At 40.4% G+C, this 19,402-nt stretch carries 20 protein-coding genes; 7 read left to right on the forward strand and 13 right to left on the reverse strand.

What is annotated here, in order from left to right; all coding sequences use genetic code 11:
• Window positions 1-126 precede the first annotated feature (126 nt).
• From RMA94_RS14365 to RMA94_RS14390, 6 genes are all read right to left on the reverse strand, one after another.
• Entirely contained in the window at window positions 127-1,500 is a 1,374-nt protein-coding gene (locus RMA94_RS14365) for a long-chain fatty acid transporter (protein ID WP_311083562.1), read from the reverse strand.
• A 157-nt stretch (window positions 1,501-1,657) separates the two neighbouring features.
• Complete coding sequence (locus RMA94_RS14370) at window positions 1,658-3,481, reverse strand: acyl-CoA dehydrogenase (RefSeq protein ID WP_311083564.1); 1,824 nt, start codon at window positions 3,479-3,481, stop codon at window positions 1,658-1,660.
• A gap of 3 nt (window positions 3,482-3,484) precedes the next feature.
• Window positions 3,485-3,952: a MaoC family dehydratase gene (locus tag RMA94_RS14375; protein WP_017386095.1), complete on the reverse strand. Its 468-nt coding sequence runs from the start codon at window positions 3,950-3,952 to the stop codon at window positions 3,485-3,487.
• Window positions 3,953-3,954: 2 nt separating this feature from the next.
• Window positions 3,955-4,866, reverse strand: coding sequence for an SDR family NAD(P)-dependent oxidoreductase (locus RMA94_RS14380; RefSeq protein WP_311083566.1), 912 nt, complete (start codon window positions 4,864-4,866; stop codon window positions 3,955-3,957).
• A 44-nt stretch (window positions 4,867-4,910) separates the two neighbouring features.
• A complete protein-coding gene (locus tag RMA94_RS14385; protein WP_311083567.1) occupies window positions 4,911-5,666 on the reverse strand; it encodes a glucose 1-dehydrogenase in 756 nt (251 codons plus the stop codon).
• A 12-nt stretch (window positions 5,667-5,678) separates the two neighbouring features.
• Window positions 5,679-6,443: an SDR family oxidoreductase gene (locus RMA94_RS14390; protein WP_000190710.1), complete on the reverse strand. Its 765-nt coding sequence runs from the start codon at window positions 6,441-6,443 to the stop codon at window positions 5,679-5,681.
• Window positions 6,444-6,622: 179 nt separating this feature from the next.
• On the opposite strand from RMA94_RS14390, the gene RMA94_RS14395 reads away from it, so the two are divergent.
• Window positions 6,623-7,558 carry a LysR family transcriptional regulator gene (locus RMA94_RS14395; protein ID WP_311083568.1) on the forward strand — a complete coding sequence of 312 codons (936 nt, stop codon included), beginning with the start codon at window positions 6,623-6,625 and terminating at the stop codon, window positions 7,556-7,558.
• Between the two features lie 39 nt (window positions 7,559-7,597).
• Here the strand turns inward: RMA94_RS14395 and RMA94_RS14400 are convergent, their stop codons facing one another.
• Genes RMA94_RS14400 through RMA94_RS14420 form a run of 5 tightly spaced genes read right to left on the reverse strand, consistent with a single transcriptional unit; the run spans window position 7,598 to window position 12,225 of the window.
• Window positions 7,598-8,473: a metal-dependent hydrolase gene (locus RMA94_RS14400; RefSeq protein ID WP_311083570.1), complete on the reverse strand. Its 876-nt coding sequence runs from the start codon at window positions 8,471-8,473 to the stop codon at window positions 7,598-7,600.
• A 35-nt stretch (window positions 8,474-8,508) separates the two neighbouring features.
• Window positions 8,509-9,738 (reverse strand): NADH:flavin oxidoreductase/NADH oxidase family protein, encoded by a 1,230-nt coding sequence (locus RMA94_RS14405; RefSeq protein WP_311083572.1) that lies wholly within the window; start codon window positions 9,736-9,738, stop codon window positions 8,509-8,511.
• 57 nt (window positions 9,739-9,795) lie between these two features.
• On the reverse strand, window positions 9,796-10,665 hold the full coding sequence (locus tag RMA94_RS14410) for a metal-dependent hydrolase (protein WP_060466493.1): 870 nt from the start codon (window positions 10,663-10,665) through the stop codon (window positions 9,796-9,798).
• A gap of 13 nt (window positions 10,666-10,678) precedes the next feature.
• A complete protein-coding gene (locus RMA94_RS14415; protein WP_311083574.1) occupies window positions 10,679-11,425 on the reverse strand; it encodes an acetoacetate decarboxylase family protein in 747 nt (248 codons plus the stop codon).
• Window positions 11,422-12,225 carry an SDR family oxidoreductase gene (locus tag RMA94_RS14420; RefSeq protein WP_060466491.1) on the reverse strand — a complete coding sequence of 268 codons (804 nt, stop codon included), beginning with the start codon at window positions 12,223-12,225 and terminating at the stop codon, window positions 11,422-11,424. Before RMA94_RS14420 ends, RMA94_RS14415 begins: the two co-directional genes overlap by 4 nt.
• A gap of 107 nt (window positions 12,226-12,332) precedes the next feature.
• Here RMA94_RS14420 and RMA94_RS14425 point away from each other — a divergent pair, with 107 nt between their 5' ends.
• The 5 genes from RMA94_RS14425 (at window position 12,333) to RMA94_RS14445 (ending at window position 17,299) form a co-directional block, all read left to right on the forward strand.
• Window positions 12,333-13,379: an AraC family transcriptional regulator gene (locus RMA94_RS14425; protein ID WP_000654754.1), complete on the forward strand. Its 1,047-nt coding sequence runs from the start codon at window positions 12,333-12,335 to the stop codon at window positions 13,377-13,379.
• Between the two features lie 80 nt (window positions 13,380-13,459).
• Window positions 13,460-14,029 (forward strand): TetR/AcrR family transcriptional regulator, encoded by a 570-nt coding sequence (locus tag RMA94_RS14430; RefSeq protein ID WP_068530018.1) that lies wholly within the window; start codon window positions 13,460-13,462, stop codon window positions 14,027-14,029.
• A 140-nt stretch (window positions 14,030-14,169) separates the two neighbouring features.
• A complete protein-coding gene (locus tag RMA94_RS14435) occupies window positions 14,170-15,189 on the forward strand; it encodes an MBL fold metallo-hydrolase (protein WP_311083576.1) in 1,020 nt (339 codons plus the stop codon).
• Between the two features lie 199 nt (window positions 15,190-15,388).
• Window positions 15,389-15,937, forward strand: coding sequence for an Rrf2 family transcriptional regulator (locus tag RMA94_RS14440; protein WP_199987599.1), 549 nt, complete (start codon window positions 15,389-15,391; stop codon window positions 15,935-15,937).
• A 156-nt stretch (window positions 15,938-16,093) separates the two neighbouring features.
• Complete coding sequence (locus tag RMA94_RS14445; RefSeq protein WP_311083579.1) at window positions 16,094-17,299, forward strand: FAD-dependent oxidoreductase; 1,206 nt, start codon at window positions 16,094-16,096, stop codon at window positions 17,297-17,299.
• A 97-nt stretch (window positions 17,300-17,396) separates the two neighbouring features.
• Here RMA94_RS14445 and RMA94_RS14450 read toward each other — a convergent pair whose 3' ends face one another.
• Window positions 17,397-18,089: a type 1 glutamine amidotransferase domain-containing protein gene (locus tag RMA94_RS14450; RefSeq protein ID WP_311083581.1), complete on the reverse strand. Its 693-nt coding sequence runs from the start codon at window positions 18,087-18,089 to the stop codon at window positions 17,397-17,399.
• 155 nt (window positions 18,090-18,244) lie between these two features.
• Here RMA94_RS14450 and RMA94_RS14455 point away from each other — a divergent pair, with 155 nt between their 5' ends.
• Window positions 18,245-18,661 carry a MerR family transcriptional regulator gene (locus RMA94_RS14455; protein ID WP_151768034.1) on the forward strand — a complete coding sequence of 139 codons (417 nt, stop codon included), beginning with the start codon at window positions 18,245-18,247 and terminating at the stop codon, window positions 18,659-18,661.
• Between the two features lie 90 nt (window positions 18,662-18,751).
• Here the strand turns inward: RMA94_RS14455 and RMA94_RS14460 are convergent, their stop codons facing one another.
• Window positions 18,752-19,327, reverse strand: coding sequence for a dihydrofolate reductase family protein (locus tag RMA94_RS14460; protein WP_311083585.1), 576 nt, complete (start codon window positions 19,325-19,327; stop codon window positions 18,752-18,754).
• Window positions 19,328-19,402 lie beyond the last annotated feature (75 nt).

Below are 19,402 nucleotides of genomic sequence, written 5' to 3' on the forward strand. Positions count from 1 at the left end.
TTTATGAGAGGGAGAAATGGAACTGTTCCTACTCCACTTTTTATATTTTCTTTAATCTCTTAATCTGCTTACTCTCGTACAGAAATAAACTGTTTATATAACTAAGCGATCCATCAAATAGTTGAATTAAAATTTATAACCAATTTTCAAACCGTAACCGATTGAATAGTTATTTTTATATTCACCCACATAATATTCACTGCCTGCCTGAGCACCAAGCTGACCTTTGGCGTCACCAAGCCATAGGTACTTCATTCCACCTGAAATAAAGTATTTTGAAGTTGGACTATATTGCGCACCAAGACCAACACTGTAATAACCTTTAGCTGGTCCGCCTGTGGATACGCGCTCACCTGCTCCCGAGTCCCAACCTACAGAAACTGAACCTGACCATTTATCGCTTAGGCGTTGTCCAATTCCAAGATTGGCAGACCATTGATCATCATAATAACGAACCAGATTAAAACCATTTGGACGACTTGGCGTTGATAGAACCCCAACAACTTCTGAGATTTCGCCAAAACGATAGGGTTTAAACTCAAAATCGTTCCAGTGAACCCAACGCACGTTACCGAACAATAAAGTACCTTTGCGTAATCCGGTCTGAAATTCCAAATTTACTGACTCTGGCGCTCTAAACTTAGTTGAGCCTGATGTGCCTGCTTCGGGTAAGCCCGCAACAATATGATTGAGTGCATCCTTCCGCGATTCAGTGAGTTGTCCTATAGAAACCATATACGCCAAATGCTGATCAAGAAAATCACGGCCTTGCTGTGTACTTAACATATCAACCAGTGGCGCATTTTCATTAGCAGTCACTTCATGCATAATTTCTGAACGATAGGTCAATGAGGCTTTAATGGCTTTTTCGGGAATTTGATAACCAAATCCTGCCAACCATCCCCAATCTCCAACTTCTTTGGCATTAAAGTCATAGCCATTATATAAACTGAAAACTTGACCTCTTAAATTGACGTTACTTTTAAATGTCTGATAAACAGGACCTGCATAAAAATTCCAGTTCTTATCCGGTTGATAACCAAAAATCAGACTAAAATTTTGCATAACAAAATTCGATTTGGTGTTACCTGTTACGGCTTCTCTACCGGTCTTTTGGGCCAGTGTTGCTGAATCAATGCCCGGTACTAAAATCGTATCACTCGGCTTAGCAACAAAGCTGTTATTTCCATAATATTCTGAGTCGGAAGTAAAGGGCTGATCGTATAGAAAACCAAATGAGAACTGAGGTGCTAACTGTAATTTCAAAGCCGCACTGGGACGATAATCAGAGTTTGCAATATCAGAAATACTATTACGTGTTGGGTTTGTACCCGCTTCTTGTCCTTCTAACGAAGTGTCTGAAACAGATAAACTTGCCTCAAAATAATTATCAGGTTGTAGAAATGCAGAAATTGATTGTCCTGTTCGATCAAATGCTGCTGCATAGATTGGGCTCGTACAAAATGAAGCCATGACCATGACTAATGTTTTCTTTTTCATCTTTTAATCCGTCCTAGATTTTTATTTTTACTTATTAGGGCGCTCTTTACTGAACGCCTGATGTTTGTTTTTACATAGTGATTCTTATTAGGTATTTTCTATAAAATCAGGTTGTTCTCCTTTTCTGTCAAACGGCGCGGTTAAGGAATGGTTCTTACTAGAACCATTCTTCTGACATATTGAGTGGAGTCGTCTCTACCGGATCAAGTACCGCTAACCAACTCATAATTTTTGGCATTTCCCAGCCAAAGAAATAATCACACGCGGCAAGCTTCCCACGCAGAAAATCAGGGTCTGTTGAGTTCGGCATGAGTTTATGAATGACTACTGCTTGATCAAGCCATAACCATCCCACCACAAGATGTCCAAAAGCTTCTAGATAATTGGCTGCATTTGCCAGTTGAAGTTCTACATCGGTTAATGCATGCAATTTCTCTGTTACATTTCGGATGAGTTGCCACTTTTGGTCTAATTGATCTGCATGATCTTTTAAAGAAGGCTCTGCGTTGGCTTGTTCGATCGTATTCATGATTTTTTCATGTAATAGCTTCATCGACAGTCCCTGATTAAGACGAGTTTTTCGTCCTAATAAATCAAGCGCTTGAATGCCAAATGTTCCTTCATGAATCGGGTTGAGTCGATTGTCCCGATAAAACTGTTCAACATTATATTCACGGGTATAACCGTAGCCGCCATGAACTTGAATGGCTAAATCATTTGCCACAAGCCCCCATTCAGAAGACCAGCTTTTCACCACTGGTGTTAATAGATCAAGTAATTGATGGGCTTGATCGCGTTGCTCGGCATCTTCAAGCGAGTGGATATCATCGGTTAATCGGGCTGCATATAGGCATAGTGCCAACGCACCTGAGACATATGCTTTTTGCGCCAAGAGCATACGGCGAACATCCGCATGTTGAATAAGCGGGATTTGTGGAGAACTTGGATTGCGTTCACTACGAGAGCGACCTTGTACTCGAGTTTTTGCATAATCTAAAGCATGAAGATAACCTGTATATCCTAATGCTGCTGCCCCAAGTCCAACCGAAATTCGGGCTTCATTCATCATATGGAACATATAGGCCAGCCCTTTACCAGCTTCGCCGACTAGCTCACCAATTGCGCCTGCTTCTCCTTCGGGTGTGAAACGACCTTCCCCAAAATTCAGCACACAATTCACTGTTCCTCGATAGCCCATTTTGTGGTTAATGCCAGCTAATACCACATCATTACGTTCACTTGGCTGTCCATTTTCATCGAGTAATTTGCGCGGTACGGTAAACAGAGAAATGCCCTGCACACCTGCTGGTAATTGTCCATTTTCATCTGGAATTTTTGCCAAAACCAAATGAACAATATTGTCAGAGATATCGTGCTCGCCACCTGAAATCCACATTTTGTTTCCAAACAAACGATAACGACCATCTTTTGTTTTAATCGCACGTGTACGAATATCAGCCAGACTTGAACCTGCTTGCGGCTCCGATAAACACATCGTTCCGAAGCATTTGCCTTCCATCATGGCGTTGACATAGGGCTTAACTTTTTCAGGTTCTCCATGAGCCATTAATAAATTTGCATTACCAATGGTTAAAAAGGCGTAGCCCGCAGTTCCAGAATTGGCACCGAGTAGATATGCCATACCTGCACGCTCGATGGTATTGGGTAAGTTCATCCCATTCCAATCTGACGGAAACGCTGCACTCATCAAACCTGCATCAGCAAAAGCCTTAAGCGCTACCCCGACTTCAGGATTGACAGTTACACGCTCACCATCAAAAACAGGTTCGTTACTGTCATTTTTTTTATTATGAGGAGCAAATAAATCGGTTGCCAAAGCCTCGTAAACGTTTAAAACAGACGTATATTCAAAACGGTCCTGTCCTGCGAAAGAATTGCGTTGGCTGAGTTCTTCGACTTTTAGCCAATCGAATAGCAAAAAATCGACATCACGGCGAGAGAGAATTAATTCATTGCTCATGGTTTATTCCTCTACATTTACAAGTGTAAGCCACTCGGCCACAAGTGCCGGTTTTGCCTGATCTTCGATTTCAATCGTGACTTCCATGATCAACTGATAACTTCCCTTATTTTTTTGGGAAACATTTTTTAAGTGAAAATTTCCACGCACCCGCTTACCGCTATGTACAGGACTCATAAAACGCAAATTATTGATGCCATAATTCACGCCAGATTTCTGCCCCTGTACAGTCGGCAACACCTGAGCGGCCATTGCTGAAAGTAAAGAGAGTGTTAAAAAACCATGGGCAATCGTGCCCCCAAAAGGTGTCTGGCGAGCAGCTTCCTCATCCACATGAATAAATTGATGATCTTGTGTGACATCCGCAAAGGTATTAATCATGCTTTGATCAATGGTCATCCATTGCGAGCTACCTAATGCTTGGCCTTGCAACTCAACCAGTTGGTCGATGCTTAATGTATTTTTTGTCAAAATTATTCTCCTGCCATTAATGAAGCCTTTTTCAGCTCAAGCTCGCCCTGAGCGCCTCCTCTGGCAGGCACAAACTCATCTGTTCGGTCTGAAACATCAGCTAAACGTTGTGCTAAGACATGCGGAACTTGTTCATCCGTACCTAAATAAATTCCTTGCGTAAGGGTAATGTGGGCAGCTTCAAAACTACCTGCGCCCGCACAAAGAATCATACGGGTAGGTGCATCTTCGCTAACCAAAGTCGCGATTGCAGGACTGACCGCACTTGGAGCAAGAGCTTTAAGGGCTTCTTCGGGTAATAATCCTTCAAGCATACGAGTTGCAGCTGTTGGTGCTAGACAGTTCACCCGAACATTAGATTTTTCACCCTCTAAAGCCAGTGTCTGCATGAGCCCAACCAATGCCATTTTTGCAGCACTGTAGTTGGACTGCCCAAAATTGCCATATAGACCAGAGGATGAAGTCGTCATAACAATACGACCATATTTTTGCTCGCGCATGATATCCCATACCGCTTTAGTGCAATTTACTGCCCCCATTAAGTGGACATCAATCACGGTACGGAAATCATCTAGTGACATTTTACTAAAAGTTTTATCTCGAAGAATTCCAGCGTTATTAATTAAAATATCTACACGTCCCCAACGGGCAATGGTTTCATCTACCATCTGTTGAACTTGTTCAATATCAGTGACTGAAGCACCATTTGCCACCGCCTCACCACCAGCCGCAATAATTTCATCCACGACTTTTTGGGCCGCCATGGTTGAGCCACCTTTTCCGTTTACATCGCTACCAAGATCATTCACGACCACTTTTGCACCCAAACGAGCCAGTAACAATGCATGTTCCCGCCCTAGACCTGCGCCTGCACCTGTAACAATAGCCACTCGATCGCTTAAATTAATTGTCATGATTTTTTCCTAAACATATGAATAAGATGTATTTAATAAATGTTTTAATAAGCTGTCACGCCGCCATCAATTGCAATGGCTTGACCTGTGAGATATGAGTTTTCTTTGGCACACATCATCAGCATCATTGCCACCACTTCGCTTGGATGGCCAAGACGCTTCATTGGCGAGGCCTGCGCTAAAAAGTCTTGTTTCTCTTTGAGTTCACTGTCGACCACCATCGGAGTGGTTGTATAAAATGGACAAATTGCATTAACTCGAATGCCTTTATTTGCATATTCAATCGCTGCTGTTTTGGTTAATCCCACCACAGCATGCTTTGCCGCAGAATAGGCAGCCAATTTGGGAGCCGCACCTAAACCTGCAACAGAAGCAACATTCAGAATAATGCCCCCACCTTGTTGCAACATCTGACGAATTTGATGCTTCATTCCAAAGAACACGCCTTTGGCATTGACGGCAAAACTCAAATCCAGATCTGCTTCATCGGTATCAATAAAGCTTTTCATAGGCGGACTCATACCTGCATTATTGATCCCAACATCGATTCTACCAAACTGAGTAACTGCACTTTGCACCAAAGCCTGTACATCTGCTTCACAGCTAACATCACACACTTGCGCAATCACCTCCACTCCTGCTTGGCGTAGCGGTTCAACTACAGTATTTAACCCTTCAATATTCAAGTCACCCAACGCTAATTTTGCACCATACTTCGCCAGTTGCTCTGCCAGCAATGCACCAAATCCACTCGCCGCACCTGTGATTAAGACCACTTGACCTGAATAATGTTCGTACATTGCTATTCCTCCCTAAATAGTTAAACCGCCATCAACCACAATACATTCACCATTGGTGTAACTCGCAGCATCTGACACTAAATAAAGTACAGTTCCAGCCATTTCACGTGGTTCTGCGTGACGGCGTAATGGAATTGTGTCCATCCAGCTTTTATAAATATCTTCATTTTCAAATAGTGCCGAAGCAAATTTGGTCTTGGTAAGACCCGGCAATAAAGCATTCACTCGAATGCCCAATGGTCCACATTCTTTTGCAAAGGCTTTGGTCATATTCACCACCGCAGCTTTGGTAATAGAATAAATACCTTGTCGGTCTCCGGGTTGTAGGGCATTTACAGATGCGGTATTAACAATTGCACCGCCACCCTGTTCTTTCATTAATTTACCTGCCTCGACAGACATGAAGAAATATCCACGAATGTTGACTTCAACCGTTTTGTTATAGGCCCCAATATCTGTATCGAGAATATGACCAAAATAAGGGTTGGCAGCTGCATTATTGACTAAAATATCTAAACGACCATGTTCTTTACGAATATATTCAAAAATTGCTGCAATATCTTCGAGTTTACCCACATGACAAGCGGCTGCCTCCGCTTTACCATTTGCTGCAATAATTTCATTAGCAACGCGTTGGCAATCTTCAATCTTGCGACTAGATACAATTACATGTGCGCCTTGTTCAGCTAAAAGTTTGGCAATTTCCTCGCCAATACCACGGCTTGCACCTGTAACTAAGGCTATTTTTCCAGTCAAATCAAATAAATGTGTTGCCATATCATTTCCTTATGTTCATAGGTTTTATAAAAATTAGTGGTAATCAACGCTTTCTAAACGCTGTTACCACAAGCGCTACATTCAAAATTCACGGTTTTAATCACTCTATTTTTTACGCTATTTCCTGACCATATCTAACTTGTTACAATGAATAAAATGAATTGTTTGAATAACAAACTATGAATGAAATGAATAATAATATTGCCTCTCTTGCTCGTATTGACCTGAATTTATTTCGTGTATTTGTGGCAATTTATAAAGAAAAAAATCTAACACGGGCCAGTGAACAACTTTTTCTAAGTCAACCTGCTGTTAGCCATGCTTTGGCACGTTTACGTGATCATTTTAATGATCCATTATTTATTCGAGATGGACACGGTGTTGTTCCATCACCTTTAGCCAAACGTTTATGGCCTAAAATTGAACAGTCATTACAACTTATGCATCAAGCAATTCAAAGCACGCATGACTTTGTGCCAGCACGAGATTTAAAGCATCTCACAATTGCTATGAATGATGAGTATGAAGGAATTTTTTTACCCTCTATTATTCAGCACTTAACTCAATTTAATCCTAATTTGCAGTTAAATAGCGTACGCATTGATCGTAAAAACTTAAGACATGAGCTTTCTACGGGGAAAATCGATTTTGCGATTGATGTGCAACATTCGGTTGAAGATAGCATTGGTTATGAATGCCTTACTAAAGATCAATTTGTAGTAATAAGTCGCAAGCAGCATCCTTTATTATCCACAACAAACCTAACCAAAGAAATTTATTTAGAAGCTAAGCACATTACAGTGTCTTCTCGTCCCACAGGTCGTGTTTTTGAAGATTTTTTCTTATCTAAACAAGGTATTAAAAGAACGATTAGTTTCCGCTGCCAACAATATGAAACGGCAATCCGATTAATTACACAAATGGACCATTTACTCACGATTCCTGAATGTCAAATTGCTCATTTTAAAGATACTTACCCTCAAATTAAGGTGCATCCGCTACCGATAGATATTGTTGGATATCAAATGAATTTATATTGGGATCAGCAAAAGTCTCATGAACACCAAATTGTATGGTGTAAGAATCAAATATTGCAGCTTATGAATAGTTTATAAAATCATTTCAAAACTGATTCAGAAAGATAATATAGTCATTTAAGTGACCTGTTGGTAATTACCATCATTTAAAAATGCCAATGCTTGCTCAGTTGATCCCTCATTTAAAGGATTATGATGAGGATTAAAATATCGCAAGCAAGCACGTATTATATCGTCAACCTTAGGCACACGGTCTTGTCGAGCTGCTCGGAAATAATCTTTGAAACGAAAACGATGTGGTAATTGTGCATCCTGTTCTACTAGATTTTCTACAGCAATATAAGCCAGAACAATAAATAGCGGGAACGTGAAAGCTGCCGCCCCAACCCGAAGTACATTACTATTGCTAAAGTATCTAAACATTGCATCGGCTACTTCACGGTGTTCTACCTCTTCAGCTCCATGCCATTGCAATAAACGTAACATTTCTACATCGACAGGCGCTTGTTGTAGCCCCTCTGCATTGAGAACCCAATGTCCTAACACTCCAGTCAGATGTTCGGCGGCAGCCACCATTGCTAATCGGGTCGTTAACCACAATGACTTTAAGCGTGGGTGCTTCAATTCATAGCCTAATGGTTTTGGGCCAATCATGTCATTAAATATCCAATTCATCATCTTGGTATAACGACTTAAATCAATACCTAAAGCCTCTATATGCCTAGTTCCGAGAGTATGTCCATAACTATGAGCACCCTCTTGTTTAATGAAAGCAATTGCTGCCTCTTTAAGTTTTTCATCTTTAATATAAGGCAATGCATCTCTAAAAGTCTGACAAAACCAACGTTCAGGTGCAGGTGTAATTGGGTTAATTGAATTTAATATTTGTGAAACTAATGGGTCATCATAAATCCAATGCTTTGGTGTTTCAGTGAAATTAAATACAGGACGCCGTGGAACAATGACATGGTTTTGTCTAATTAAACTATTCATGATTACAATTCCTTATATTTCAAAAGGGCTTACCATTAATCCTGAGTCAGAATGTTAAAGCCCATACGGGGACCAAAGGCAATCAATGTTCGTACTAATCCCTTAATCGCTTTCGGTTGTTGCCCACTGCTAATACGACGAAACTGCGAAGCATGCCAAGCGAGTTGCAAATAAGCATCGACGGGTTTGTATCCAATGGCTGGAATTTTTGCTGGTTTTAATACAGATTTTCCCGCTAACAGTTTTTTTACTAAATCTGGCTGTACTGCAAAAGGCCGAGCTAATCCGACCAAATCAACCGTACCATTGGCAACAATATGGTTCATGAAATCTACATCTCGCAGTCCACCTGTTAACATGAGTGGTAATTTGCTTTGTTTGCGAAGTGCGGTGGCATAGTCAATAAAATATGCATCACGTTGAGCAGAACGATCTGGTGCATACCCTAACTGTGCAGGAGATTCATAATTCCCACCGGAAATCTCTAATAGATCGATTCCTTCTGCTTCTAAAGCTAATGCAATTTTTAGAGATTCTTCCTGACTTAAGCCGCCCTTTTGAAAATCGGCAGAGTTGAGTTTTACGCTTAATATTTTGTCTTTGCCTATTGCAGCTCGTACAGCTCGAACCGTTTCAATTAACATACGGCGTCGATTTTCAGGACTTCCTCCCCACCCATCGTTTCGAACATTTGAGAGTGGTGACAAAAATTGTGAGAGTAAATAACCATGTGCGGCATGAACCTGTACGCCATCAAAGCCAGCTTTAACAGCAAGCGCAGCAGTTGTAGCAAATCGATTGATCTGCTCATATATTTCCGGTTCGGTCATCGCACGTGGAATGCGAAGAATATTCATGGCAGGTAAATCAAGACCGACTGCTGATGGTGCTATGGGCTTTTTTAAAAGTGGCAAGACAGCAACACGGCCCGGATGGTTAATTTGCATGATGATTTTGCTACCATTGGCCTTAGCCGCCTGAGCCCATAACTTATTTGCTTGTAAAAATTGCTCATCTTGTAAAACAACATTTCGGGGCTCAACAAAGGCGCGATGATCAATCATCACGTTGCCAGTAATTAATAACCCAGTGCCACCCCTCGCCCATGCTGCATAGAGTTGCTGTAAGTCAGTGGTGGGCGAACCATGTCGATCTGCTAATTGTTCACTCATGGCCGACTTTGCAATACGGTTGGGTATGGTTATGCCGCACGCCAATTCTAATGGTTGCTGTAACGGAGAATTTGTAAATGTAGACTGTGCCATGATAATTATTCCTAAAATTGTTTGTTCTTTGGGTGCTACATAAACATCAGCTTTTGATCAATTCAGCAGCTCTTCATTGAAATATTGCTTTTTTAATAAGTTCATCATGTCCCGATTGTCATGCTTCCAAGGATGAAAATCTGCGGAGAAAAAGTCGAGATAGTGTTTGCCAATCCGTCTAACTAGACCTTGTTTTCCAAGCAAATAACGGAAACCTTGATAAAGTTCTTTTAAGTCTCTTTGTTTTCCAGAAGCTCGTAAAAGTTCGGTTGTTCCTCTGCTGGTAATGATAAGAAAAGAAAGCGTAGTTTCTAACATCACCAGCCGTAAGAAATAAGGTCTATTGACCAACGACTGGTACACATCAAAAGCCACAGCTTTATGTTCTGTTTCTTCAATCGCATGCCATGCCCAGATTTTCCTTACATGGGTATTAAATAGCTCTAAATCTTGGGGTGCGGTACTAATGAAATAGTCAGCTAAAATTGCTGTGAGGTGTTCCATACATACCGTGCAAGCTAACTGATGTTCTAAAGAAAACCGTTGCTGCAACATGCGGTTCATCTTTTTAAAGCGTTTATAAATGCGTGCAACTGGGTAACCTTTTTTAAGCATCATGGCATTAAGTGCATCATGCTCTTTACCGTGATGCGCTTCTTGGCCAATAAAAGCTCGGACTTGTTTAAGCAAAATAGGATCGCTAATTTTGTCCTGATAATTCCGCACACTATGAATAAATTGACGTTCACCATCTGGAAAAGCACTCGATAATGCAGTCAATAACATCGTAAGCAAGGCATTATTATTGAACCAGAACTCTGGAATTTCATCTGGAAAGGCAAAGTCCATTACTCTTACAGGAATATCAATTGAAGCTGAGATTTTAGAAAAATCTTGTATTTTTTTTGATTGAAAGAGCGCATTCATATTTATTCTCCAGTTATAAAACACGAGGATTAAACTGACGCAATAAAAATAATGGCGTACGTAAACGAGGTATTTGAATTGGAGGAATTACCCCACCTGACAAATCAACTCGATGCAGTCTTGCTTCAATGACATTACCTAGTCCCATCTCATGTAAAGGGTCATTTTCAGTACCCGTAAAACGTAGGTTCATTTCTACACGACGGATTTCAAGTGGGTGTTCTTTCGGGGTAAATCGAACTTCACGAGGTAAACCAATCCCCAATCCACCTGTAATATTTCGATGTGGTAAACCTAAAATTGGAGACGCATCATGAATGACTTCACCCAGCTTGGCTTCCATTTCAATGAGTGTTGTACCGCGGCGTGAGGCATTGCTAACAATACGTTTTCCGTCATTTTCCCAGCTAATCTCACCCATCTTTTTAGGGTAGCCCAGCAACTCACGTCCAATAATCATGGCGCGATCATCGTCCAAAATCATCCAAGGGCAAAAGATTCCTGTTTTATTGCCTACTTTAATATGAACGAATAAACCCGCTTCATGGTAAGCACCCGTATAGACATTTTCTGGGAAATAAGCACAGAACAAATCAGCTCTGGCAGGTTGAACCAGTGTCATTCCAGACGGTAACCAACGAGCCATCGCTTTTTCATCGACTTCAACAACAGCCGTCAAATACTGAGCATTGTGATACAGCTTATTACCAAGATTGGCTAAGCCAAGTGGAACACTTAAATCATTGATGAGTTGTCTCATGATTTTAATCTCGAAAATACTTGTTTCAGAATTGGGAGCAAAATAATGCGCGGGGTATAACGTCCCCCAAAAGTTTGCGCCTGTGCAATAAAACCGGGAATCACAATACGGCGATTGCAATCCATACCTTGAATCGCCTCTTTGGCGACTCGCTCTGCGGTTACCCAAACAAAATTTCCACCGACTCCATCAATTTTGGTGATACCCGCAACTTCATTAAAACCTGTTTTAGTAGGCCCTGGAGCAAGTAAAGTACAGGTCACTCCTGTACCAATTAGTTCGCTATGTAAAGACTCTGCAAATGAGTTTGCAAATGCTTTAGTTGCCGCATATGTGGCATTTGCCGGAGTCGGTTGATGACCAGAAGTAGAACCTACTATCAGTATTGCTCCGGATTTTCGTTTAAGCATTTGTGGCAACACAGCTAAAGTCAGGTCATGAATTGCCACACTATTGACTTCGACTTCTTCGCGCTCTCGATCTGCATCTAACTCTTGAAGTCGTCCAAAAGTTGCGAAACCTGCGTTATTACAAAGAATGGAAACCTCAATAGTCTCTAAATATTGACGAAACTTAGCTCTAGCTTGTCTATCTCCCAAATCACATGGATATAGATCTACGGATATTTGATATTCAGCTTTTAGTTTTTCAGCCAGTGCTTCTAATTTTTCGACACGGCGAGCGACTAAAACTAAGGAATAGCCTCGTAAAGCGAACTGTTTTGCTAACTCTTCACCAATGCCCGATGAAGCACCTGTAATCACAACGCGAGATAAGGCTCGTGGAATAGGTAGACTCATAATTCTTGCTCAAAATAGAATAAATTGATTATTCCGAAGTTTTGACTTGAGCGTGAGATGTAGATCAGACATACTGATAATCATTTTCGGCCATAATAAAAAACAATATGAAAGATCCTTATGGGCTATCCAAAGCCAGCATTCCTATTTCTTATGCTCATTTATTATTAGAAATTATGGTAGACAAAGGATTTTTAGCCCTTGAGATTTTGAAAAAAAGTAAAATTCCCTTAACACTTTTAGACAGATTAGACGCCCGAATTACCCCTATTCAATGGTCTAAACTGGCATGGGAAAGCTTAGTATTGTCAAAAGATTCTGGTTTGGGATATGAGTATGGAATAAAACTGCGCTTAACTGCTCATGGGCCAATGGGATATGCCCTCATGAGTAGTCCAAATCTGCGTCAAGCTATAGAGGTTTCAACACAATTCTTTAATATGCGGTTAAAAGATTATCAGATTGCTCTGCTAGATGAGCATGAATTTTCTATTATTGAAATTAAAGAAACTCACCCTGTTGTCAGCAATCAACCCACCCAAGCCGAAACGCTTAGACGTTTTTTTTATGAGTGTCTAATGATTGGAGTGATTCAAGCTGGTCAATTTTTGAGAGAGCATGATTTTTCTGATATTGAATTATCTGTTGACTGGTCAGAACCTAGCTACCACAAAGCTTATCAACACCTATTGCCTACTATTCATTTTAATCAACCAACCAATCAAATTCGGTATAAAAAACAGCTTTTAGATTTACCTATTAAAATGGCGGATCCGATTGCTTTCAAACAAGCTCTAGCCCAATGTGAAGCTGAACAACTCCGCTTTTCCGAACAAATTAAAGATATATGCCTGACCGTAAAAGCAGAGTTAAATTTAAACCCACAAGTCGGTTACCCTACATTTGATGAAATTGCGAATCGCTTAAACATGTCTAGCCGAACATTACGGCGCCATTTAAGCCAAGTCGGTTCTTCATATCTGCATCTATTAGAAGAAGTGCAACAAAAAGAAGCTGAAAACTTACTACTCAATAGTGATATGGAAATACAAGAAATAGCTCTTTATTTAGGCTATATACAACCCACAAATTTCACTCGTGCATTTAAGAAATGGACAGGTCAAACACCGATTACATTTAGAAAGAATCAATAATGTTGATCAAACAAAATATCTCTTGCTGTCTTAATATTTTTATGTATGATTGAGTAATCACTCAATTAATATTTTTGTATATGGCTCGTCCTCGTAGTGAAGATAAACGTAATGCAATTTTAAGTGCTGCTATCGAAACATTGGCAGAGCTTGGCGAGCGTGCGTCTACCTCAAAAATTGCCAAAGTTGCTGGCGTGGCAGAAGGTACTTTATTTACCTATTTTAGTAATAAAGAGGAACTGCTGAACCAGTTATATCTTTCGCTAAAGGCCGAACTACGTCAGGTGATGATGCTTAGTTACCCGACTAACGCTGACCTGAAAACACAAATGTCGCATATCTGGCAAAGCTATTTGGACTGGAGTTTAGAAGCTCCCCTTAAACGTAAAGTAATGGCGCAGCTTTCAACATCGGAACAAATTACTGAGCAAAGTAAACAAATTGGCATGCAAACCTTTTGTGACCTCACCCAAAACATTCAAGAGCGTATTAACGATGGCAAGTTAAGAGACTATCCACCGTTATTTATTGCTTCAATTTTAGGTGCGCTTGCTGAAGTTACACTCAATTTTATTGCCCAAGACCCTTCTCAAGCCGAGCGTTATCGCAAATCTGGTTTTGAAGCGTTTTGGCATGCAGTTTCAATATAGATAAAAAATAAGGATGCGCGGCGTCCTTATTTTTGAATGAATTAATGAGCGAGTAAACACTCATTTAAATAAATCTAAATAAGCACTTAGCTCAAGTTCTTATTTGTACATATAGGTTTGTTCCAATAAGGAAAAACAAAATGACTATTTCAAACACAACAGACTTGCCTGCTCCCTTAATGCCATCACAGCAATACAATGGCAAATTTAGAAATACGCGTCCGAACCAACACAAGCCTTCTTTTGGCAAAACGCTTCAACTTATGTGGAAGTTTCTATTTAATAAACCAAAAGAAACTGTTCCAAACAGAGAAATTCCTGTTTTAAGTTTGTCAAAAGAACAGCTTTTAAGTGCACCTGACCGCTCTCTATTTCGTTTGGGCCACTCAACTATCTTGTTAAAACTTCAAAATGAGTTTTGGTTAACCGACCCTGTTTTTTCAGAGCGAGCATCACCTTTTCAATGGTTTGGACCAAAACGTTTCCATCAACCCCCAATTAGCATTGCCGAATTACCACCCATTAAAGGCGTGATTTTGTCGCATAATCACTACGACCATCTCGACTACCATGCAGTAATACAGCTTAACGATAAAGTTGAGCATTTCTTAACTCCGCTTGGTGTGGGTGACACACTCATTAAATGGGGAATTCCAGCAGAAAAAGTTCAGCAGCTCGACTGGTGGGATACCACACAGGTAGATGGACTAAAATTGGTGGCTACCCCTGCCCATCATTTTTCAGGCCGTGGTATGGGCGATAGCAATGCGACACTTTGGGCGTCGTGGGTGATTATTGATAATGACTTACGTGTATTTTTTAGTGGAGATACGGGATATTTCGATGGGTTTAAAGAGATTGGACATCGTTATGGCCCTTTCGATCTCACCATGTTAGAAACGGGCGCTTATGACCCTGAATGGCCTGATGTTCATATGCAGCCAGAGCAAACTTTACAAGCACATATCGACTTAAAAGGACGTCATTTGTTGCCTGTGCACAATGGTACTTTTGATTTGGCCCTTCATGCTTGGGATGACCCGTTTGAACGTATCGTCGCCTTGGCTCAACAAAATAATTTAGCGATTAGTACACCTCAAATGGGTGAACTCTTGAATCTTAATGAACCAAATGTCGAAAATTATTGGTGGCGTTCGTAAGTTTTTTCGATAATTTTTTAAATTAATTATGTTGTTCAACTTTACTTTAAAGGTATTTAAATTCAGTTATATATCCCCCTTTTCTTTCATCTGTATCACTCCCAAACAGAACTAGGACTAACTTTGCCCTAGTTTTATTATTGACTTAAAACGCAGACTACATTAGTCTGTGTTTGTAGTTGATCAATTATGAAATTAAATGGCTTATATCACTAGTAGCGTCGAGTATGCGATTCACTGTCTTCTTTTTCTTGTGAACAATGAAGATAAACCTTTGAGTAGTAAGGATCTTGCCGAATTACAAGGAGTCTCTCCGAGTTTTATGGCAAAGATTTTTCCTAAACTTGAGAAGGCTGGTCTCGTTATTGCTCAAGAAGGTGTTCGTGGTGGGTATTTACTGGCTCGATCTGCTCATGAAATCAGTTTTTTAGATATTGTGAATGCAATCGAGGGTGAAAAACCGCTTTTTGAATGCCAAGAAGTTCGCGGTAAATGCGCGGTCTTTAATCATGCTCCACCAGACTGGGCAACCAGTGGTGTATGTGCAGTGCATGCCGTCATGCTACAGGCCGAAAAAGCCATGCGAGATGCGCTAGGTGCTCATACACTTGGCGATATTGCAGACCGTTTTGGCCGTTATGCACCCGACGTATTTTTTAGTGATGTAAATGGCTGGATCAATGATCGCATTGAAGGAAGAACAGCAAAAATGCGGAAAAATAAAATATCGCCGGACACCCCCGACTAATGAACTGATAGGGCCTAAAACCCTAAGCTAAAACTCCCCTAATCGTTTTAAACGCCTTCTCAGATTTTTCGGACAATCAGAGAAAGGATTCGCTCACCCTAAATTTTGTGATGAGTTGGAATGTGTTGTCCGAAAATCTATCAAAAGGATAATCAAATGAGTAAGCGTATTATTATTGCTGGTTCTGGCTTTGCTGGTTTATGGGCTGCACTTGCTGCACAAAGAGCAATTCACTTAGCGTCGCAAGAACAAAATATTGAAGTAGTGATGGTTTCCCCTAGCCCAAATGTTGGTATTCGTCCTCGTCTTTATGAAGCTGTACTAGAAAACATGAACCCTGATATTTCAGATTTATTAAGTGTGGTTGGGGTTAAATTTCTAGCAGGTTGGGTAAATAAAATTGATGTCGACCAACAGGCAATTGAAGTTTCCACCACCGATGGCAGCAAACAAACCTTAAGCTATGACCGTTTTATTCTGGCAACCGGAAGTACTACGTTTATGCCCCCAATACCGGGCCTTACCGAATATGGCTTTAGCGTAAGCACACTAGAAGATGCCGAAAAACTAGATCAACATCTTAAAAACTTAGCCAATAAACCTGCAAATGCAGCACGTAATACTGTGGTGGTTGCTGGTGGCGGCTTAACTGGACTTGAAACTGTGACCGAAATGCCTGAACGTCTACGTAGTATTTTAGGCGAAACTGATGTGCGTGTAGTTTTAGTAGATTCATCTACAGAAATTGGTGCAGCAATGGGTGACCAAGCTGCTACTGTTATTCGAGAAGCTCTCACAGAACTCGGTGTGGAAGGTAAAGCTGGCCTACGAGTTACAGCACTCGATGCAACTGGCGTGACACTTTCTAACGGCGAAAAAATTGAAACACAAACCGTGATCTGGACTGCGGGCATGCGAGCCAACTCGCTCACCTCTCAAGTTACTGGTGAAAAAGATAATTTAGGACGTATTTTAGGGGATGCTTATTTACATGCACCTGAAGCAAAAAATATTTTTGTCACTGGCGATACGGTAAAAGTTCCAACCGATGATTTAGGTAACTTTAACGTGATGTCTTGCCAACATGCCATGAGTCTAGGCCGTGTAGCGGGTTACAACGCTGCGGCAGAACTAGTTGATTTACCACTTCATCCATACAGTCAACCGAAGTATGTGACGTGTGTTGACTTAGGTCCTTGGGGCGCACTCTATAGCGAAGGTTGGGATCGTCAGGTTCAATTTGTGCGTGATGAAGCTAAAAAAATTAAACAAGAAATTAATACCATCTGGATTTATCCACCAGCCGCAGACCGCGAAGCAGTTTTTGCAATAGCTAACCCTGATTTTGTGATTGTTCCTTAAAGTTAGCCTTGCTAGATCACACCACTTTATTTAAACAGTCGAAAAGCAAAACCGTCACTGGTTTTGCTTTTCTAGTTTATATTTGAATCATTAACAATTATGACTTTTCTAGCTCTTCTACTATTGCTAAAGCCGTCTTTCTAGCTGAAAAAGGGTTTTGACCTGTAATTAACTTGCCGTCTTGAACGACATATGGAGCAAAAGGAATAAAAGCTTTTTCATAATTAGCGCCGTATTCTTTCGCTAACTCTTCGGCATTGTACGGCACTTTTTTTGCTACCCCTGCCAAAACCTCTTCACTCCAAGCAAAGCCTGTTAACTTCTTATCTTTTATCAGTCGCTCACCATTTGAAAGTTGTACATTAAGTAACCCACAGTAGCCATGACAAACACTTGAAACAATGCCGCCTTTTTCATAAATGTTTTTGGTAATTTCTTGGAGCTCTGGGTTATCTAAAAAATCCCACATCACCCCGTGACCACCTGTGTAGTAAATCACGTCATAGTCTTGCCAATTGATATCTGAGGGTTTAAAGGTATTTGCTAACAGCGTAATAAAAGCTTGATCTTTTTCTCGGTCTTTAACAGATTTATCAGCAACTAACGGTGCAAGCGATTTTGGTTCAATCGGGGTTTTGCCACCATTTGGACTGACAATGTCTTGCACATAACCTTGCTTTTCAAATTCATCATAGGCATGAGTGAGCTCGCCTAACCACAGCCCTGTTTGTTGATCTACATCCTTATAGCGTGAAACATTGGTCACGACGTGTAATATGCGTTTAGACATTTTCTCACCTCATTTTTCATATTTATAATTCTATTCTTTCGTCTATCAAAGCATAGAAAGTTGTTACTGAAAGTGTGTGCTTGGTAAAGTTATGAACCTTGCTTTTATGTTACTATAAGTCTAAAGTTAGCTTGAATGTCAAGAGAGTAGTGGCTATGAATATTAGCGAGTTATCGAAACTAAGTGGTTTAAGCACCCCTACAATTCGTTACTACGAGCAAATCAAACTCTTACCTAAAGCAAAAAGAAAATCGAATGGCTATCGTGAATATACCGATAATGATTTGAAGCAACTTTCTCTCATTCAGCAAGCCCAGCAAGTTGGGTTTTCTTTAGCTGAAATTAAAGGTTTTTTGCCCTCGAAAGTTGTCGCTTGGGATCATGATGCACTTATTCAAACGATTGAAACCAAAATTCAGGAAATAGAACTTTTAGAACAAAAGCTAAAGGTGAGTAAACAAAACTTACGCACTATGATTCACGCCATTAATGATAAACCCGATGAAATTACGTGTGAGCAAAATGCAGAACGGCTTATGACCCTCTATTTCGACAAAGTAAATACACCTTAGTTTTAAACTTTAAATAGAACTTTTGTTGAAAAAACCAATTACAGGCGAACGCTGTAATTGGTTTTTTTCATATAAATATTATAGAAAAAATTAGCTTATCTTTTGATAGTGAAGACCGAGAGCTCCAGAAGCAAACGTTTTATTTTCAATAAGTTTAAGATTGGTCTTTTGCTGAATGCCTTGAAACAGTGGCAAGCCCTTACCAATCAGCACGGGCGAAACCGTGATTTTATATTCATCAATTAACCCAAGTTGCATCAAATGGTGTGCGAACCTTGGACTCCCCAGAATCACCATATCCTTACCCGCTTGCTGTTTCAGCTTATTAATTTCTTCTTCGACATGGTCTTTTACAAGACGGGAATTATTCCATTCAACCGTATCTAATGTGGTTGAAAAAACGATTTTTTCAGTCTTTTCAATCCACTCAGCATGATTGCGTTCATGCTCTGAAGCTTCTGGATTTGAAAGCATGGTTGGCCAGTAATTATGCATCATCTGGTAGGTCGCTCGTCCCCAAATTACCGTATCGGCAGTGCTCAAAATTTCTTTGGCATGATTTGCTAAATCGGCATCGTAAGCAATCCAACCTATGTCCATTGCCCCATTTGGACCTTCGACAAAACTGTCTAGGGATGCATGTAGAAATAGTATGAGTTTTCTCATTATTCTCATTCCTTTGTTATGAAAAAGATTTATCGCTTTTTAGTATATTCAATTTGAATTATTTCTTATTGAGTG

The organism is Acinetobacter sp. V115_6 (genome assembly GCF_031799025.1).
Taxonomy (GTDB): Bacteria; Pseudomonadota; Gammaproteobacteria; order Pseudomonadales; family Moraxellaceae; genus Acinetobacter; species Acinetobacter pittii.

What these genes read in the sequence shown, in the direction of transcription:
- RMA94_RS14365 (WP_311083562.1), bottom strand. Translation starts at nt 1,500, where the DNA reads ATGAAAAAGAAAACATTAGTCATGGTCATGGCTTCATTTTGTACGAGC.
- RMA94_RS14370 (WP_311083564.1), bottom strand. Translation starts at nt 3,481, where the DNA reads ATGAGCAATGAATTAATTCTCTCTCGCCGTGATGTCGATTTTTTGCTA.
- RMA94_RS14380 (WP_311083566.1), bottom strand. Translation starts at nt 4,866, where the DNA reads ATGACAATTAATTTAAGCGATCGAGTGGCTATTGTTACAGGTGCAGGC.
- RMA94_RS14385 (WP_311083567.1), bottom strand. Translation starts at nt 5,666, where the DNA reads ATGTACGAACATTATTCAGGTCAAGTGGTCTTAATCACAGGTGCGGCG.
- RMA94_RS14390 (WP_000190710.1), bottom strand. Translation starts at nt 6,443, where the DNA reads ATGGCAACACATTTATTTGATTTGACTGGAAAAATAGCCTTAGTTACA.
- RMA94_RS14395 (WP_311083568.1), top strand. Translation starts at nt 6,623, where the DNA reads ATGAATGAAATGAATAATAATATTGCCTCTCTTGCTCGTATTGACCTG.
- RMA94_RS14400 (WP_311083570.1), bottom strand. Translation starts at nt 8,473, where the DNA reads ATGAATAGTTTAATTAGACAAAACCATGTCATTGTTCCACGGCGTCCT.
- RMA94_RS14405 (WP_311083572.1), bottom strand. Translation starts at nt 9,738, where the DNA reads ATGGCACAGTCTACATTTACAAATTCTCCGTTACAGCAACCATTAGAA.
- RMA94_RS14410 (WP_060466493.1), bottom strand. Translation starts at nt 10,665, where the DNA reads ATGAATGCGCTCTTTCAATCAAAAAAAATACAAGATTTTTCTAAAATC.
- RMA94_RS14415 (WP_311083574.1), bottom strand. Translation starts at nt 11,425, where the DNA reads ATGAGACAACTCATCAATGATTTAAGTGTTCCACTTGGCTTAGCCAAT.
- RMA94_RS14420 (WP_060466491.1), bottom strand. Translation starts at nt 12,225, where the DNA reads ATGAGTCTACCTATTCCACGAGCCTTATCTCGCGTTGTGATTACAGGT.
- RMA94_RS14425 (WP_000654754.1), top strand. Translation starts at nt 12,333, where the DNA reads ATGAAAGATCCTTATGGGCTATCCAAAGCCAGCATTCCTATTTCTTAT.
- RMA94_RS14430 (WP_068530018.1), top strand. Translation starts at nt 13,460, where the DNA reads ATGGCTCGTCCTCGTAGTGAAGATAAACGTAATGCAATTTTAAGTGCT.
- RMA94_RS14435 (WP_311083576.1), top strand. Translation starts at nt 14,170, where the DNA reads ATGACTATTTCAAACACAACAGACTTGCCTGCTCCCTTAATGCCATCA.
- RMA94_RS14440 (WP_199987599.1), top strand. Translation starts at nt 15,389, where the DNA reads ATGGCTTATATCACTAGTAGCGTCGAGTATGCGATTCACTGTCTTCTT.
- RMA94_RS14445 (WP_311083579.1), top strand. Translation starts at nt 16,094, where the DNA reads ATGAGTAAGCGTATTATTATTGCTGGTTCTGGCTTTGCTGGTTTATGG.
- RMA94_RS14450 (WP_311083581.1), bottom strand. Translation starts at nt 18,089, where the DNA reads ATGTCTAAACGCATATTACACGTCGTGACCAATGTTTCACGCTATAAG.
- RMA94_RS14455 (WP_151768034.1), top strand. Translation starts at nt 18,245, where the DNA reads ATGAATATTAGCGAGTTATCGAAACTAAGTGGTTTAAGCACCCCTACA.
- RMA94_RS14460 (WP_311083585.1), bottom strand. Translation starts at nt 19,327, where the DNA reads ATGAGAAAACTCATACTATTTCTACATGCATCCCTAGACAGTTTTGTC.